The following is a 15562-nucleotide window of genomic DNA, read 5'->3' as shown; positions in this document are numbered from 1 at the left end:
ACGCTAGTATTTTATCGTGATCTCAATGCGTTTTGCGATTTCTCGATATGATATGTTTTTCCCGTTAAAACTAAAGTCTTTTTGTGCTGTCTCGATAATGTACTCTTCTATCTTTTTACGAAGATCCGTACCTTTTTCGTTTCCAGCAAGCAACTCGTATAATGCATTCAAGTAATCGTTACTCGTTTTGAACGTTGAAGTTACTGGATAGCTGAATCCAAGTTTTCGAGAACCATCTCTGTAGACAAACGCTACGAGCTCGTCTTCAGGGCGAAAGTGGAACTGGCCCGTTTCGGTGAAATAAACATATTTATCAAACGCATCCTTGGTTGAAAATACTTCAATAACATTTCCCTCTAAAAGATTAACATAACCTTTAGAGACATTTTTTTTTGCTAATTCAACCATCTTGGTATACATATCTAGTGCATACTTGCTGTCATACAAATATATTTTGCCTTTATTCGTTGAATAGTGTAATCCAATTAAGTTTGGTTGGAATGGTTTTCTTAATGTCTTATCCCTTAATCTCAGCACCATTGTCAGCGCCTCTGCTCTTGTAACATAGCGTTGAGGATAAAAGTGTCTATTGGGATAACCATTCATTAAACCTGAAATAAGCACCGTAGCCCTATACCACCCTGTGTACGGAGAGAAGTTCTCGATATCCTTTAATCCGCTTTGGCTTAAAACGTAATTTTCGTATAAAGAATCATACTTCTCCTCTGCTTTAACGAACCATGCGCCTATGAGATAAGAAGATGCTTCACGTTTCATTTGTTTTTGAAATAAATTGTAGTTTTTAGGAAACACAAGATCAGTTTCAAGTAGCGCATTTATATCGAACATGAAATTCACATACGGAGTGGCCCAATACCCAGAAGAAGCATTCTTAAAATTAAACATGGATGTAGTCGATGCATTCTTGATTTTGTGGTAGAAACCTGGATGTTCTTTTTCTAATGAGGCTAGCCAGCTTGGATCAAACTCCGTCTTTCCATTTTTCGTCACGCTATGAGCGCGCAAAATCATTACGATAAACTGGTCGGCCTTTACAATATCGTTCGGCCGGAACGTCCCGTCCTCGAATCCCTCAACAAATCCAGCTTGATAAGCTTGCAATATAGCATCCTTCGCCCAATGCCCAGCTATATCCGAAAAAGGAAGTGCAGCAACCCCGGCAGCACTCTCGGCGGCGCCTTCCTGCGTTGCGTTAGCTGCTCCTGTTCCCCCAAACGTCAGTGAAAATACCAAACTAATCGTTAACATCCATTTCATACGCTGCATTCCTTGCTTCCCCTCTCAACTGGTCAAATAAGATTCTAATCGCGATAACACCTTTACCGCTTCTGCGCGGGTTACTGCTCTTGCTGGCTGGAACGTCCCATCTGGATAGCCGCCAAATATCGCAAAATGACTCGCCAGCGATATCGCATCCTGCGACTCACGCGATAATGATGACGTGTCTTTGTAGGTATACTCTTTGGGACGTTTATCATCTATAAGCCTCATAACGCCCGCAATCATCAACGCTACATCTTGCCTTGACATCGGCTCCTTTAAGCTGCCAGGCATACGTACGCCAAGATCATCAATCGCCGCTACATAAGGCTTGGACCATACAACACCATGAGCTGCGGCAAGATCATACTCCTGCTGCCCTAATAGGCTTGCTCTCTCTTCGTTTGTCATTCTCCAACGAAATTCACGTCTCCATTGCCGCTTCCCATTCGGTTGTTCATCGGTAAGCGTCATGACGAGCAATTTCGCCAACTCTTCGCCCGTCACGGCTGAATCAGGTCGAAACGTGCCGTCTCCATAACCACTTACAATTCCTCTGCGTACATAATCGGATACTTCCTCACGGCCCCAATGCCCCGCCATATCCCGAAACAGGGGAATATCCACGGACAAATTGTAATAGCCGCTTTGCGGGGCTGTAATCGTAAAGGTATATATGCCCGACGCCGCCTTTTCCATTCCCCAGATAACGCGCCAGTTTTCCTGGCTGTCTAATGTCGTCCTCTTCCCCTTCAGGTTGCCCACGCGATGACCGTCCGGCAGTTGAACCGTCACCACAAATTCGCCTTGACTGCCTTCGATCATGAATTCGACATAGTCGACTTTATTGGTCATTTCGTATTCCTTCACGATTTGGACGGTCTCGGCAACTTCGGCAGATGCCTTCCTGATACCGTTACTCATGCCTACACAGGCACCGAGCAGCAGTGTAGCCAACCCAAAATATACAATACGTCTATGTTTTAACATGTTTTTACACTCCTTGCCAATTGTTTTTTCTTGCATCACGACAAAAAAGCACGCCTCTCCCTGAGTTTTCAAGGAGAAAGCGTGCTTCGCTTCCTGTAAAAGTTCTCTCTATTTCGACGAATATCTACTTCGATGGTACGTCATTGGCTCAGCTTTTGTCAATCATTTCCTCGAAGTAAATTTGCTATTGCCGCGTTTATACTTCTCTGCGGTCCTTAGGCAGCATAATGGCCAGCAGTCCGATGACAGGCAGGAAGCTTGCGAGCGTCATCACAAACGCCATTCCTTGAGCATCGGCCACATTGCCGAGCACAACCGAGCCCAACGCCCCCATACCGAAGGCAAGTCCGGTAATCATGCCGGATGCCATGCCGACTCTGCCCGGCATAAGCTCCTGAGCATATACGACGCTGACGGAGAAGCCGGATTGCAGAATGAAACCCATAATTGCCATGATCGGATAAACCCAGAACAAAGCTAAATGAGGCAGCAGCAACGCAAACGGAGCGGCTCCGAGAATAGAGATGAGCATCATTTTTTTGCGGCCGATCCGATCCGCCATCAATCCGCCCGTAAACGTGCCAAGCACGCCGAAGATCATGAACAGGAACAACGGAATTTGTGCAGCTTGAATCGTCAGGCCGTATTCGTCCCTTGCATAAAATTGATAAAAATTGCCGATTGCGGCCGCATACCAAGATCTAGCGAATACGACAAGCAGGAGAATGGATAAGGCTATAGCGATGACTTTGCTTCCCGTACCCGCTCCCGCTCCTGCTGTATCAGCGGATGCTGCTTTTTTCTTCGGCACCCTCCCGCCATGCTCCACCAGCCGTGCTGTATACCACGGCACTACCTTAAAGCATATAGCAATGGCTACCGCCGCAAGTAGCATGCCCCAAGCGGCACCACGCTGGCCAAGCGGTACAAAGATCGCCGCCGTCATGATGGGACCTAGCGATTGTCCGAAGTTGCCGCCGACCTGGAAAATCGACTGAGAGAAGCCCCGGCGATTGCCTGCCGCAAGATGCACGACGCGCGAGCCCTCGGGATGGAAGACGGCGGAACCGATGCCGACAAAGACGACAGAGAGCAACAGCAACGCATAATTCGGCGCGATTGCTAGCCCCGCCATGCCTGCCATGCTGCATAACATCCCTGCAGGCAGCATCCATGGCGTCGGGCGTTTATCCGAGAAGATGCCAACGACCGGCTGCATGATGGAGGAGGTCATATTTAACGTGAAGGCAATCCACCCGATTTGGCCGTAAGAGAGCTTCAAAGTATCCTCGAAGATAGGGAACAGCGCAACAACGACCGTCTGCATCGCATCGTTAAGCAGATGGATGGAGCTGATCGCGAACAACATGGTGTAGATGGTCGCCTTCTTTACCGCGCTTGCGGTTCCGTCGGCTCCCATAGATCTTGATGACAAGGAACAGGACCTGCCTTTCTTGATAGATGGTTGTTGTGTTGTGTTGATTAAGCGAAGCGAATGCACACGGGAGATGGAAGCTCCAACTGCTGCCCAGCTGGGGCAAGCTTTCCGCTCACCGGATCCCTACGGAATACGACAATGGTTCCGCTCCTCTGATTGGCGACCAGCACATAGGCTCCGTCCGGCGTAATGCCGAAATTCCGCGGCTGCTCTCCTCCACCGCCGATATGCTGTATATTTGTCAGCTCTCCGCTCGTCTCATCCACGCGAAAAACGGCAATACTTTGATGGCCGCGGTTGGAGCTGTATAGAAACTTGCCATCCGGCGACAAATGAAGATCCGCCGAATCGTTATATCCGTCGTAATCAGCTGGAATAGAAGAATAGGTCGCGCCTTGCGCCAGCGTTCCGTTTTCTTTGTCGATATGCATCAAGGTTACGCTCGACGCCAGCTCGTTCGTCACATAACCGACGGGGAGGATGGGATGGAAGACGATGTGGCGAGGTCCGTAACCGCCTGTCAGCTTGCACTCATAGCGCTTGCTCAGCGTCCCGTCCGATTCTCGATAGGCATAAGTTATAATGGCATCCATGCCAAGATCAACGGCGCACACATAGTTCGTCCCAGGCATAGGAGCGATACAATGCGCATGCGGCTTCTCCTGGCGATCCGCGACGGGTCCCGGCTCGCAAACGTGCTGCATCAGCGAGCTAAGCTTGCCGATGTCGCCTGCATCATTCAACTGCAACGCCGCAATATTGCCGCCGGTATAATTGGCCGCGAAAACCGCCGTTCCGCCCGCATCGACGCTTACATAACAAGGATGCTCGCCGCCCGTGGACGCGCTGCTAGTTACGCTGCCCAGCAAACCCGTAGAGGGATCAATCGCAATTGCCGCCACGACGCCACCTCCGACTCCGCCTGCCTCTGCAACCTCCTGAACGGCGTACAGCTTCGTCCCATTGGGATGAATCGCGAGGAAGGAAGCATTGTCGAAGCTATCCATCTTCTGAAGAATCATCAGCCTTCCGTTCGACGGATCCAATCGGCATACATGAATAGTAGGCTCATGTCTCTCTCCGTAGGAACCTACGTACAGTATTCCGTTATCCCGTACGTATTCTTTTGAACTCATTTCGTCATCCCTTCCCCGGTTACATCGATTCATTAACAACTAAAGTGAACATAGCACAAATGTCACTTCCAGAACAAACACTTTTTTTGTCAATACCTCTTCACTTTTATTGAGAGATATGATATGATGTAAGCGCTAACATTTCATGAGTTCAATTCTTATAAGGGGGATTTGGGATGATGAGTGTGGCGCTTAGCGAGAGGAACGTATACGAGAATTTTGATCAAGAGTCGGATGTCCTGTACTTTAAGTTGGGCAGTCAAGGTCTCGTAAGCTTCCATGGCAGAAACTACAATAAAAAGAAGAGTATGTCTGTAGAAGAAGTTCGCAGCTTAATGAAAGAAAAGAACTATTTTCAGATCAGTTCGGATTGTTTCATTAATCTGAGCAAGATTAGATCCGTAGCGGACGGAACGGTATTTTTCGGATCGCAGCATACCGACTGCAAAAAGCTTCATGTAAACCGTCGCAAGCAATATGCAATCGAGCAGGTTTACCGGCAGTTCTCGCATAATTAATCCACAATTCCATGCAGCATCGGCATGGACAATCAACCGCTCCCTTCCAACTTGGAAGTGGGCGGTTGTTTGCTTCGTCCGGCGCTGGTATGCTAGAGAAGTGCACTTATATAATTACCCCAAAACCGCGTAATTGAATTCAAGGAGGATAATAGGCAATGACGAAGCAAGGACAAACATACGAAGGACAATTCCATGATGAAAGCGCCATCTGGCTGAAGTGGGGTTCCTACGAGGCGGCGGTGCTGCCGAAGGTAGGCGCTAATTTGATCGCTTTCCGCGACACGGCCAAAGGATATAACATACTTAGAGAACCTTCGCTTGAAGAAATGAATGAATTCCGTGCCCGCCCTATCGTGCATGGCATCCCGGTTTTATTTCCTCCGAACCGTTATGAGGATGGTACTTTCACATGTAACGGCCGCACCTATACGTTCCCGGTGAACGAAGAGAACACGGGCAATCATCTGCACGGCTTCCTGCATGATGCCGCTTGGAATGTCGATGACTTCGGCGTAAACGGTACCGAAAGTTATGTACAGTGCAGCATTACGGTTGACGAATCGCACGCCATTTATCAATTCCTGCCGCATCGCTTCACCCTTCGCCTGCGTTATTCGCTGAGCGACAACGGCTTGCTTCAGCATGTTATGGTGATCAACAACGGCGAAGAAGCGATGCCTTCGATGATTGCATTCCATACGACGCTTAACGCGCCGTTCGTGCCAGGCAGCACGTCTGATGACTATACCTTTACGATGACGACAGGCAAACGTTGGGAGCTAAATGAGCGTATGCTGCCCACCGGCGGTCATCAAAAGCTTCTCGAGGAAGAAGTCGCGATGCAGACAACCGGCATCTCTCCGTTCTGGCAGCCGATGGACAACCATTACACAAGCGCTACACGCGACGGACGCAACAAAATGGAGCTTACGGACAATCGCGCCGGCGTTACGCTGGTATATGACGTCAGCTCGGCCTACAAGCAATGGATGATCTGGAACAACAAAGCGACGCCGGGCTTCTTCTGCCCAGAGCCGCAGCTTAACCTCGTGAATGCGCCCAACGTTAATCTGCCGGCGGAAGAGATCGGTCTCGTAACGCTTGCGCCAGGCGCCATCTGGGAATCCACGAGCCGTCTTTACTTGCGCTAAGCAGCCAAGTCAGGAGGCGCTCTGCCGCGATGCCTTCCTGGAGCTTTATGGAACGCTAACGCGAGCTGCAATGCAAATAAGGACCGACCCTCAGCCGAGGGTTCGGTCCTATTTGCGTGCTATTGCTTCAGAAACGTCATCCTTCGTATACGCGGATTTCGACGATCTGGGCATACGGACAGCCGTTGGTCGACTCCGCCACGACCCTCAGCTTATCCGTTGCAACCGTCTCAGGCAAGACGTGGACGCGCTTGCGGCGGCGGTTGTCGGTCTCCCTATGCAGCACTTGCCAGTCGCCGTCAACCCAAGCTTCGATGCGATAGTCCTTGACGAGCTCCGGCATGGTCTCGAACGGCGTCGTATGGTGATGCAGATTGATCAGATCCTCGTTCACATCGTCGTTAAAGGTGAGATGCACCTCGACAGCGCCGACCGGCTCCGACCAGCTCAGCTCCAGCCATGGCTGACGGCCGTCCGTGATGACGTCCGACGACCAAAGATGCGGTCCGCCGTACGGTCTGACGTAGCCGTCCGTCGCCTTCTCCGCCCCGTAAGCAGTGGTTTCGGCGTGCACCCTTATGCAGAAAGGCTGTCTGACGATGCCGCCCATCCGCCATTCGACGATCGGCTGCAGCTTCTCGTCCGTATCGAAATCCTTCATCGCTTGCTGCCTATATTCGAAGCCCAGCACTCCGAATAAAGGCTCCTCGGATAATCGCAGACTTACGAATTCGTTCTCGCGGACAATGACAAACGCATTTTCCGGCTGCGACGGTCGCCATGACAACGGGATGTCCACCCACCGAGCCTCTCCTGCTTCTAGCGCCACTTCTATAACATCGATCCGCTCGGCGGGAATATAGTTCTCGAGGCGCCCCGTTCCCCACAGCTCCACCGTCAAGCTTGTGTTCGCGGATGCGTCCAGCAGCAGCGAGAACCCTTCCAGCGCCGGCTCGACCGGGAACAACATGCCGACCTGAGACTGGAGCGGATACGCCGTCGACGGACGCTCCACAGCGATTCGCCGCAAAGTGTCGGAAGCTCGAACGGCGGCATTGCGGGCACGATCAAGGGAATCCTCGTTGCGAAGACCAATGATGGAGGCATCCTGCTTCAATAATTGCTGCTGCACCGCGCTCCAGGCAAGCTCTCGCGGCGCTACGCCTTGACTTGCGGCCAGCGCCGCGCCCGTACCCGCCGCTTCGCCGATGACGGCGCAGGTCGCCATGACCCGCGTCGTGCCGAACGCGATATGGGACGCGCTGATGTTCCGGCCCGCCATCATCATGTTCGTCACGTTGCGCGAGTAGAGCGAGCGGAACGGAATATGGTAGATGCCGTCCATATGGAAGTGTTTCGACCCTTTGCTCTCCGCGTACATGCCTTGGGGCGGATGCAAGTCGATCGACCAGCCGCCGAACGCCACTCTGTCCTCGAACGGAAGCTGCGCGACCACGTCGTTCTGGTTCAAAATGTAATCGCCCTCGAAACGTCGGTACTCCCGTTTGCCCGGCAATGCCCCGACCCATTCCAGCGTAAGCGTCTCGGCTTCGAACTTGCCCGAATTTTTAATGTAATCCCAGATACCGTAAATAACCGCCCACAGCTCGTCCCGGATCTCTTCGTTGTCGTGGACCGTGTCCTTCTCTCCGCCCCACTCGATCCACCAGTAATGGCATCCGGAATCGCCGCTGCGAATGACGCGCTTTAGCGGAATGGAAGTTTGAGTAATGTCTTTGGCAAAAGACGGGGCCAAATACCGAACCGGTCGTCCCGTATCCTTCGTGTAGAAAAGGATCGTGCTGCCCAGCGTAATAGTGTCCCCTTGCTCCGGCGCCCATGCTTCGCCGAATTCCGCATGCGCCTCTCGTCCGATACGGAACGCCGCGCCCGCCAGGAAGCCAAGCAAGCCGTCGCCCGTACAATCCAGGAACATAGGGCTTATGAACGTGATGCGACGTTCGGATCCCGCCATCCAGCCGGTAACGGACTTAATGATCCGATTTTCCCCGCCGCCCGAAATCGCCTCGGCGTCAACCTCATGAACATCCGTGTTCAAATACAAGTCAAGCGTTGGTTCCGCTTTCACCTTCTCCAGAAGCAGCGCGTCCCAAAGATAAGGATTGCCTTCCGGATTACGATACTGATTCTCCACGAACAATTCGCCCATAATCCCGCTCTCGCGGGCATAACGGTTGACGCCATGTCCCGTGGCGCCGCATACCCATACGCGCACCTCGCTGCTGGAATTGCCACCAAGCACCGGTCTATTTTGTACGAGCGCTACTCTCTGCCCCAGCCTGGCTGCCGCGATCGCCGCGCATATTCCGGCAAGCCCCCCGCCGACTACCGTTATGTCATACGTTTTCGTTTCTGTTCTCATCTCTTGCACCCTCCATTTCTTCGTATCCTTAATTTCATGTTATACTAACATCGACACGTATAAAATAGATTTTATTTCATAATGAATATCCAAAATTTCAAGATAGGAGGATCATGCCTTGACATCCTCATTCCGCATGCCGGCGCTAAGCGGGCATACCTTCTGGAAATCCAAAAGCCAATTTCTTCTGGACGTCGATACGTACGAGGACTGGGCGCTGTTTCTTGTCGAACATGGCTCCTTCCGTTATCTTGTAGGCGAATCAAGCGGCGTAGCTTCCGGAGGTGACTGGATTCTGTGTGCTCCGAACACGCCTTTTCAACGCGAAGCGCTGACAACGCTCGACTTTCACTTTATTACATTCGCGTTAGTGCCTTCGTACGATGTGCAATCTGAGCCTCCTTTGCCGTCGGGCCGTTATCGTCCGGAAGAAACGCCGCGCCTCAAGGATACGCTGAACCAGCTTCGAGCCGGCATCCATGCCATCCATCCCGCCTATGCCCAGACGCTAAGGCAACATTGGATAAATGAGCTCTGGCTGCATCTGTACGCCTCCGTCCACGAAACGTCGACCGGGCTTATGCGGCAAACCGCCGACCCGCTCATGAGCCGGGCGTCGGAGCGAATCAGGGAGCAGGCGAACAGCCCTTTCGCATTAAAGGAGCTGGCCTCCGAGCTCGGATTGACGCCCGTTCAATTCACGCGCCGCTTTCGCGCTGCGTACGGTCTCAACCCGCTTCAATTCGCAACCGATATCCGGATGCGAATCGCGAAGAAGCTGCTCGCCGAGACGAATCTGACGCTCGACGCCATCGCCGAGCGTTGCGGCTACGAAAACGGCTTCTACTTGAGCCGGATATTCCGGAAACAAACGCAGACAACCCCTTCCGAATACCGGAAGGAGTCGCTGAAGGCCAGGCCGATTTTGTTGTAGGTTTTTTAGTTCTCCTCTTCTTCGCCTTCGGGAGGCAAAAGCATGATGCGCCCTTCGCTTAATTCTACGCGAACTTTGTTGGTGTTTTTTACGCCGATGGATTCCAGGTAACCAGCCGGCACCTGAAGCCTGCCGGCTTTGTCCAGTATCGCATATTCCACATGCGACTCCTCTTCGGCCGCTTGCTCCAGCTCCAGCGCCGCCAGTTCTTCGACGTAGGAGCGCTTGCGCAGCATCTCCGAAGAAATCTTGCCATCGCGTATCGCCGCGACGCGGTCCACTTTCTTCGCCAGATCTGGATCATGCGTGACGATAACGATCGTAATGCCGATGGAACGATTAAGCTCGCGGAACAGGTCTAAAATCTGATTCGACATCTTGGAGTCGACGGAGCCGGTCGGCTCGTCGGCCAGAAGCAGCTTGGGATGATTCGCCAGAGCGATGGCAATAGCGACCCGCTGCTGCTCCCCTCCTGATAGCTGATACAGCTTGTTGTTCTCGCGATGGCTCAGTCCTACGGCCTCGAGCAGTTCCTTCGCTCTCCACCGTCTGCGCCGTCCCGTCAACAGGATAGGGAGCTCTACATTTTCGAGCGCGGTGAGATACGGAATGAGGTTGCGGGCATTATTTTGCCAGACGAAGCCGACGCTTTCCCGCTTGTAGCGCACAAGATCGCGTTCGGTGAACTTGAGCATATCCTTGCCGTCGACGGTCAGCTTGCCCGCCGTTGGCCGATCGAGTCCGCCCAGCATATTAAGCAGCGTCGACTTGCCGCTTCCGCTGTTGCCGATGATGGCCATCAGCTCCCCCGATTCGATGTGGAGATCGAGACCTTGCAGAGCGAACACCTCGAGATCGGCTGTTTTGTATATTTTTACAAGTCCTTCGCAATGGATCATCGACTAGTCCTCCCCTAGCTTAAGCGCTTGATGCACGCGCAAGCGCGACAGCATATACGCGAGAATGCCCAGCCCGATCAGCAGCATGAGTCCTACGAGAATATAGATGCGGATATAGTCCGCGGTTTCGAACTTGACCATGAACGGCGGTACCAGACTGCTGGGATTGAAAGCGATCTGGAAGTTAGGCACATACAGCTTGCTCGTCAGATTGCCCACGATAACGCCGAGAAGCACGGCCATACCCGATGTGAGCAGCTGCTCTACAGCCAACATGGCAATCAGATTCCGGACCGACAAACCGATAGCTCGCAAAATGCCGTTTTGCAACGTTCGGCCCCGCAGCGACAATACCCAATAGAGCAGGAAGCCGACGAAACTGACCAGAATCGCCAGGACGAAACCAAGCGTAAGCACGCCGTTTAGCGCGAGCAGGAATGGATCGTTTTTGGCCTGGACCAAATCTTCTCGCGTATTGACAATACGGGAGACCGACAGTCCGCCCTCCCCGATTCCCTCATAAACCTCCGATGTCGATACATCTTCGCCAAGCTTGAGCCACACATCGTATGGCTCCAACGCCAGCTGCACCTGGATGCGCGGCAGATGCCCAACGATCAGCATAGGAGCGTTGTCGGCTGCCTTGTCGCTGACGTTGACGGAACCTAGCGGCGGGTTGGGATTAAATGTCGGGAAATAATCAATGACGCCGTATACCTTAAAGGGCTGCTGGGAAACCTCCTGCCAGCCAATCCAGATCGTGTCGCCGGGCTGGATTTCTTTCTGCTCGGCAAGCGTTCGGGAGATCAGGACGGAGCTCGTATCCGGCGCGATCAGATTCAAATAATCATTTAGCGTATAATCCAGCAAGCCGTCGCGGAACCAGGTCGTCATTCCGAATTCGTCGGTATCGATGCCGATAAGCGTTGCCGTGCCGGACACCTCGTTGGCGTAAAAGCCCGCATTCTTCTTCGTAAATACCTTGGCCGCATGCTCCACGCCGGGGAGCTCGCGGAACGGCTCGAACGCCGGCTCCAAGTAATGGATCTGGGCCGGCGGCGTTGCGGGGACGCCGCCCGGTGGCCCGCCAGGGCCTTCCGGCGGGGGCGCATCGTTTACCCAATTGACGCTCAGCACCATGTCGGCGCCGTTGCCGTAACGTATCCGGTCTTCCGTATTGGAGTTGATCGTCCGGGCCGCGGAAGCGCTGAATACCCCAGTTGCAATCGTCATAATCAGGAAAATCATAAGGAATTGATACTGGCTGCTGGAGCGTCCGACCTGGATGAGCGTCGCGTATAACGACGGCGGCCACCACTTCTTGCCGATCCAGTAGATCCCCCTAAGAATCCAAGGATACAGCCTTAGCAGAAGCAATCCAGCCCCCATAATGAACAGCGCCGGCACGATAAATTGCAGCGGGTCGATCGCCAGATCCTTCGCGCTCAGCCCCAGCGCCTGCAGATCCGCCTGCCGCTTGCGGAAAGTGTACAAGCCATAGATCGCCAGTCCCAACGTAATGACGTCCAGAAACATTTTGTGCCATAGCGGGCTGCCCGTCAGCCTTGCGGATTGCTGCTTATGATTGACGATGCTGACTCGCGTCGCGAGCACGATCGGAATGATGACGATGACGAGACAGGCGGCGGCTGCGATCGCGGCAAACCGATATGCCTCCTCCGTAATCCGAACGGGCAGACCAACCCTCTGCACGAAGGCCAGAAAACCGTTCGAAGCGCCCAACATTTCCGTTAACACCGCGCCTAGCAGCGGTCCAAGACCGAATGCCACGCCGCATAACAGCAGCCCCTCGGTCAAATAAGCACCGATCACTTGCCATCTCGAGGCGCCGCGGCTGCGGAGTACGGCAATCTCGTTTTTCTGCCTTCCGGCGATCAGATTGGAAACCATGAACATATAAAAAGCCAGCATGAGCAGAATCGGCACGTTCAGCGCCCACATCAGCGTACGCAGCTGCTCCGCTCTCTCTAGATAAACGCTGATCGTATTTAGCGCACGAGTCTCCGAGCCCATCTGGTACAACGCGAAGCTCTTCATGATCTCGGCTTTCATGGATTCGTGCGCCGTTACAAACGGCTCAACCGTCTGCAGCTCCATCTTCGTATAGTCCATGACGACATACCATCCAGCCGCGCTTAAAGGCAATTGTCCCTCGCGCAGCAGCAGGCGCTCCCCCGTCTCGAACGGCATGAGAAAGGCGCTGTTCATGTCGCTCAGATTACCGTAGCGGAAGTAAGGATCGTCATCCTCCGTCTTCCGTATAACGCCAACCGGCTTTAACTTAATGTTGGCAGCCGCTTTCTTGTCCTCGATGACGAATACTTTGTCCAGCACTGTCTTGTAGTGGCTAAGTCCGTTTTCTGTCAGAAGCACCTCGTAGACACCGTCGACCGGCACCTTCGAGGGCAGTCTCCCGTCCTTAAGCGTCACATGCTCCTCCAGCCCCTCGTATGACTTGATGGTCACCCATTGCTGGTTGTCATCGGAGAGGGGATTGGGATCATCCGCTCGTTTCATGCGGAGCGACATGGATTGGAAACTTGCCACAAGCTCCCGCACGGGCAGCCCGAACGAGCTTGCGCCCGTCGTGCGCACGTAATCGTCGATTCTATCGTACCTATTGTTAATCTGCTCCGGCGTCTCCTTCGTAACCATTACATTGGAGTAGTGCGTACCCGGGTACTGTCCCGAGTTGGTCTGCAATTGTTCCAGATCCTTGACCAACATGCGGGACAGTACAGCCTCGGAGTAGATCGGCATGCTGCTGACGAGCGCCACGGAGATCAGGATGCCCATGAACAGGCTGCCGAGCAGCCACTTGTTCTGCACCATCTTGCGTATAATCATGACGAATAATGCCATAGACAAGTCACCAAGGCGTCCGGCAATACGAATTCGCCGATATTCGCGGCGATCCGTATGCTGCCGCAGCTCGCGCTACGGTAGCACGATCAGCATGCCTTCCTCCAGCCCTTTCGTAATTTCGATATCCGTCGATCCTTTGATTCCCGTCTCTACGTCAACCTCTCGGATCTTGTCGCCTTCCTCCAGAATCCGAACGAACGTGCGCCCCAGATAGCTGCGAAGACCGCTGCGCGGAATAATGATAACGTCGCTGCGTTCCTGCAGCAGCACCTTTACATCCGCGCGCGTGCCGATTTCCGCATCATCCGGCAGCTTCTCGAGTTCGACGAAAACCATCTTGGCGTTACGATCCTTGGTAATCGGGTCGTCCGAATACGGAGCCGACGACGGCGTCTGAGTCACTTTGCCCTCCAGCAGAACATTGCCCGTGAACATCAGCTCCGCCTTGGAACCAACGTTGACGAGGCTGACGTCCGGCGAACCGTCCGTCTGGAAGGCGATGCGCAGCTTGCCGGGATCCGCTACGACGACCAGCGTCTCGAATTCGCGGACGGCATCCCCCTCCTTAAGCTCGGCTACATATGTCACTTGACCATCCATCTCAGCTGTCAGCAGCTTGCCAGTAAGTGCTTCCGCCAGCCTCTCGTGTCTCAGCTTGTCGATATCGTACTGAAGCTGGGCAACTCGAATCTCGTCCTTGTCACCTGCATCCTTGGCCGACTTTAGCGCTTGACCGGAGCGAACCAGATTCAGCTCCATCTGCTTTAGCTCAATGTCCATATTGCCGGTATCCAGCCGTATGAGCGGGTCGCCATTCTTGACGATGTCACCCGCCTTGACAAGCACTTCCTTGACTACGCCGCCTCCAGCCTTGAATTGCACCGTATCGGTGAAAAAGGACTCCAGCGTGCCGTTCCCGCGAATTTCCTGCGTAATTCTACCCTTTACAACCTCGACGGTCCGGTAGTTTTCCTGCGGCGGCTTGACGAGCGGAGGCTTGAGCGGCGCCTCTTCGGCAGGCAGCAGCGAACAGCCTGCAAGCGACAATGCCGCAGCCATCGCAGCCGTCAGGACGACGATTTTGCTTTTACGTTTAGCTCGAAACGACAATGACACCATCCTCCAATTCGTACACGCGGTCTACGATCTCCATAATGGCGGGGTCATGCGTCGTCATGATGATAGTCATTCCCGCCGTCTCAACCAAATCGCGAAAAATTTTCATAATTTGCAGCCCCGTCCGGCTGTCCAGCTCCGCCGTCGGCTCATCCGCCAGCAAAAGCCTCGGCTTGTGGGCAATCGCCCTCGCGATCGCCGTTCGCTGCTGCTCGCCCCCCGACAGCTCGAATGGACGATGGGACATGCGGCTTTTGAGCCCAACCTGCTCCAAAGCTCCCTCTGCCGCCGACTGTCGCTCCTGAGCCGGATACCCGGACACTCGCAGCACGAACTCAACATTTTCATAAGCAGACATTAATGGAATAAGGGCGAACGACTGAAAAATAAGCCCCATCCGCGTTCTACGGACGCCGTCCCGCTCCTTGTCCGACATCCCCGTCAGGTCATGACCCTCGAACAACACTTGACCGCTATCGGGCCGGTCTAGCGCGCTAAGCAGATTAATGAGCGTCGTCTTGCCGGAGCCGGAGCGCCCCTTGAAGGCGATCAGCGCCCCCGAAGGGATGGCGATGTCGACTCCCTTCAACACTTGCACGGCCGCTGATCCGCGCCCGAACGACTTCGTGATACCGCTTCCAATTACAATATCGGATACCGCGGGTACGCTCTCTATCGCTGCCCCCTCCAATCCTATGTTGCATTATCATCTTTTTCCATTTTATATCCGTATTGGGACTTACACAATATCAAAAACTTCAGAAATGGTGTGTAATTTATCGATCTTAAGCAATGATTACTAGAACTTCACAGCGATTATCGATGGC

General features: G+C 53.4%; 12 protein-coding genes. 3 read left to right on the top strand and 9 right to left on the bottom strand.

Annotated elements, in window-relative coordinates; genetic code table 11:
- Nucleotides 1-3: 3 nt before the first annotated feature.
- The 4 genes from B1748_RS36670 to B1748_RS01560 all read right to left on the bottom strand — a co-directional run bounded on the left by B1748_RS36670 (nucleotide 4) and on the right by B1748_RS01560 (nucleotide 4845).
- Entirely contained in the window at nucleotides 4-1287 is a 1284-nt protein-coding gene (locus B1748_RS36670; protein ID WP_087566103.1) for an S-layer homology domain-containing protein, read from the bottom strand.
- Between the two features lie 15 nt (nucleotides 1288-1302).
- A complete protein-coding gene (locus B1748_RS01570; protein ID WP_179215314.1) occupies nucleotides 1303-2271 on the bottom strand; it encodes an S-layer homology domain-containing protein in 969 nt (322 codons plus the stop codon).
- 196 nt (nucleotides 2272-2467) lie between these two features.
- Nucleotides 2468-3691, bottom strand: a complete 1224-nt coding sequence (locus B1748_RS01565; protein WP_087566101.1) for an MFS transporter — start codon at nucleotides 3689-3691, stop codon at nucleotides 2468-2470.
- Nucleotides 3692-3753: 62 nt separating this feature from the next.
- Nucleotides 3754-4845 carry a lactonase family protein gene (locus tag B1748_RS01560; RefSeq protein WP_179215313.1) on the bottom strand — a complete coding sequence of 364 codons (1092 nt, stop codon included), beginning with the start codon at nucleotides 4843-4845 and terminating at the stop codon, nucleotides 3754-3756.
- Between the two features lie 176 nt (nucleotides 4846-5021).
- Between B1748_RS01560 and B1748_RS01555 the strand changes: the two genes are divergently transcribed.
- Both B1748_RS01555 and B1748_RS01550 read left to right on the top strand, forming a co-directional pair.
- Nucleotides 5022-5363 (top strand): hypothetical protein, encoded by a 342-nt coding sequence (locus tag B1748_RS01555; protein WP_087566099.1) that lies wholly within the window; start codon nucleotides 5022-5024, stop codon nucleotides 5361-5363.
- Between the two features lie 158 nt (nucleotides 5364-5521).
- Nucleotides 5522-6517, top strand: a complete 996-nt coding sequence (locus B1748_RS01550; protein ID WP_087566098.1) for an aldose 1-epimerase — start codon at nucleotides 5522-5524, stop codon at nucleotides 6515-6517.
- Nucleotides 6518-6653: 136 nt separating this feature from the next.
- Here the strand turns inward: B1748_RS01550 and B1748_RS01545 are convergent, their stop codons facing one another.
- Nucleotides 6654-8900 (bottom strand): FAD-dependent oxidoreductase, encoded by a 2247-nt coding sequence (locus B1748_RS01545; RefSeq protein WP_087566097.1) that lies wholly within the window; start codon nucleotides 8898-8900, stop codon nucleotides 6654-6656.
- A 118-nt stretch (nucleotides 8901-9018) separates the two neighbouring features.
- Between B1748_RS01545 and B1748_RS01540 the strand changes: the two genes are divergently transcribed.
- Entirely contained in the window at nucleotides 9019-9834 is an 816-nt protein-coding gene (locus B1748_RS01540) for an AraC family transcriptional regulator (RefSeq protein WP_087566096.1), read from the top strand.
- Between the two features lie 5 nt (nucleotides 9835-9839).
- On the opposite strand, the gene B1748_RS01535 is transcribed toward B1748_RS01540, so the two are convergent.
- The 4 genes from B1748_RS01535 to B1748_RS01520 form a co-directional block, all read right to left on the bottom strand.
- A complete protein-coding gene (locus B1748_RS01535) occupies nucleotides 9840-10733 on the bottom strand; it encodes an ABC transporter ATP-binding protein (protein WP_087566095.1) in 894 nt (297 codons plus the stop codon).
- Between the two features lie 3 nt (nucleotides 10734-10736).
- Nucleotides 10737-13616 (bottom strand): ABC transporter permease, encoded by a 2880-nt coding sequence (locus B1748_RS01530; RefSeq protein ID WP_256975467.1) that lies wholly within the window; start codon nucleotides 13614-13616, stop codon nucleotides 10737-10739.
- 75 nt (nucleotides 13617-13691) lie between these two features.
- Nucleotides 13692-14729 carry an efflux RND transporter periplasmic adaptor subunit gene (locus B1748_RS01525; protein ID WP_179215312.1) on the bottom strand — a complete coding sequence of 346 codons (1038 nt, stop codon included), beginning with the start codon at nucleotides 14727-14729 and terminating at the stop codon, nucleotides 13692-13694.
- On the bottom strand, nucleotides 14713-15333 hold the full coding sequence (locus B1748_RS01520; RefSeq protein WP_373271237.1) for an ABC transporter ATP-binding protein: 621 nt from the start codon (nucleotides 15331-15333) through the stop codon (nucleotides 14713-14715). The genes B1748_RS01525 and B1748_RS01520 overlap by 17 nt, the downstream gene beginning before the upstream one ends.
- Between the last annotated feature and the right edge of the window lie 229 nt (nucleotides 15334-15562).

Source organism: Paenibacillus sp. MY03 (assembly GCF_002165585.1).
Classification (GTDB): Bacteria; Bacillota; Bacilli; order Paenibacillales; family Paenibacillaceae; genus Pristimantibacillus; species Pristimantibacillus agaridevorans.
The sequence above is the reverse complement of the archived record's forward strand: the minus strand, read 5'-3'. Positions and strand labels throughout refer to the sequence as shown.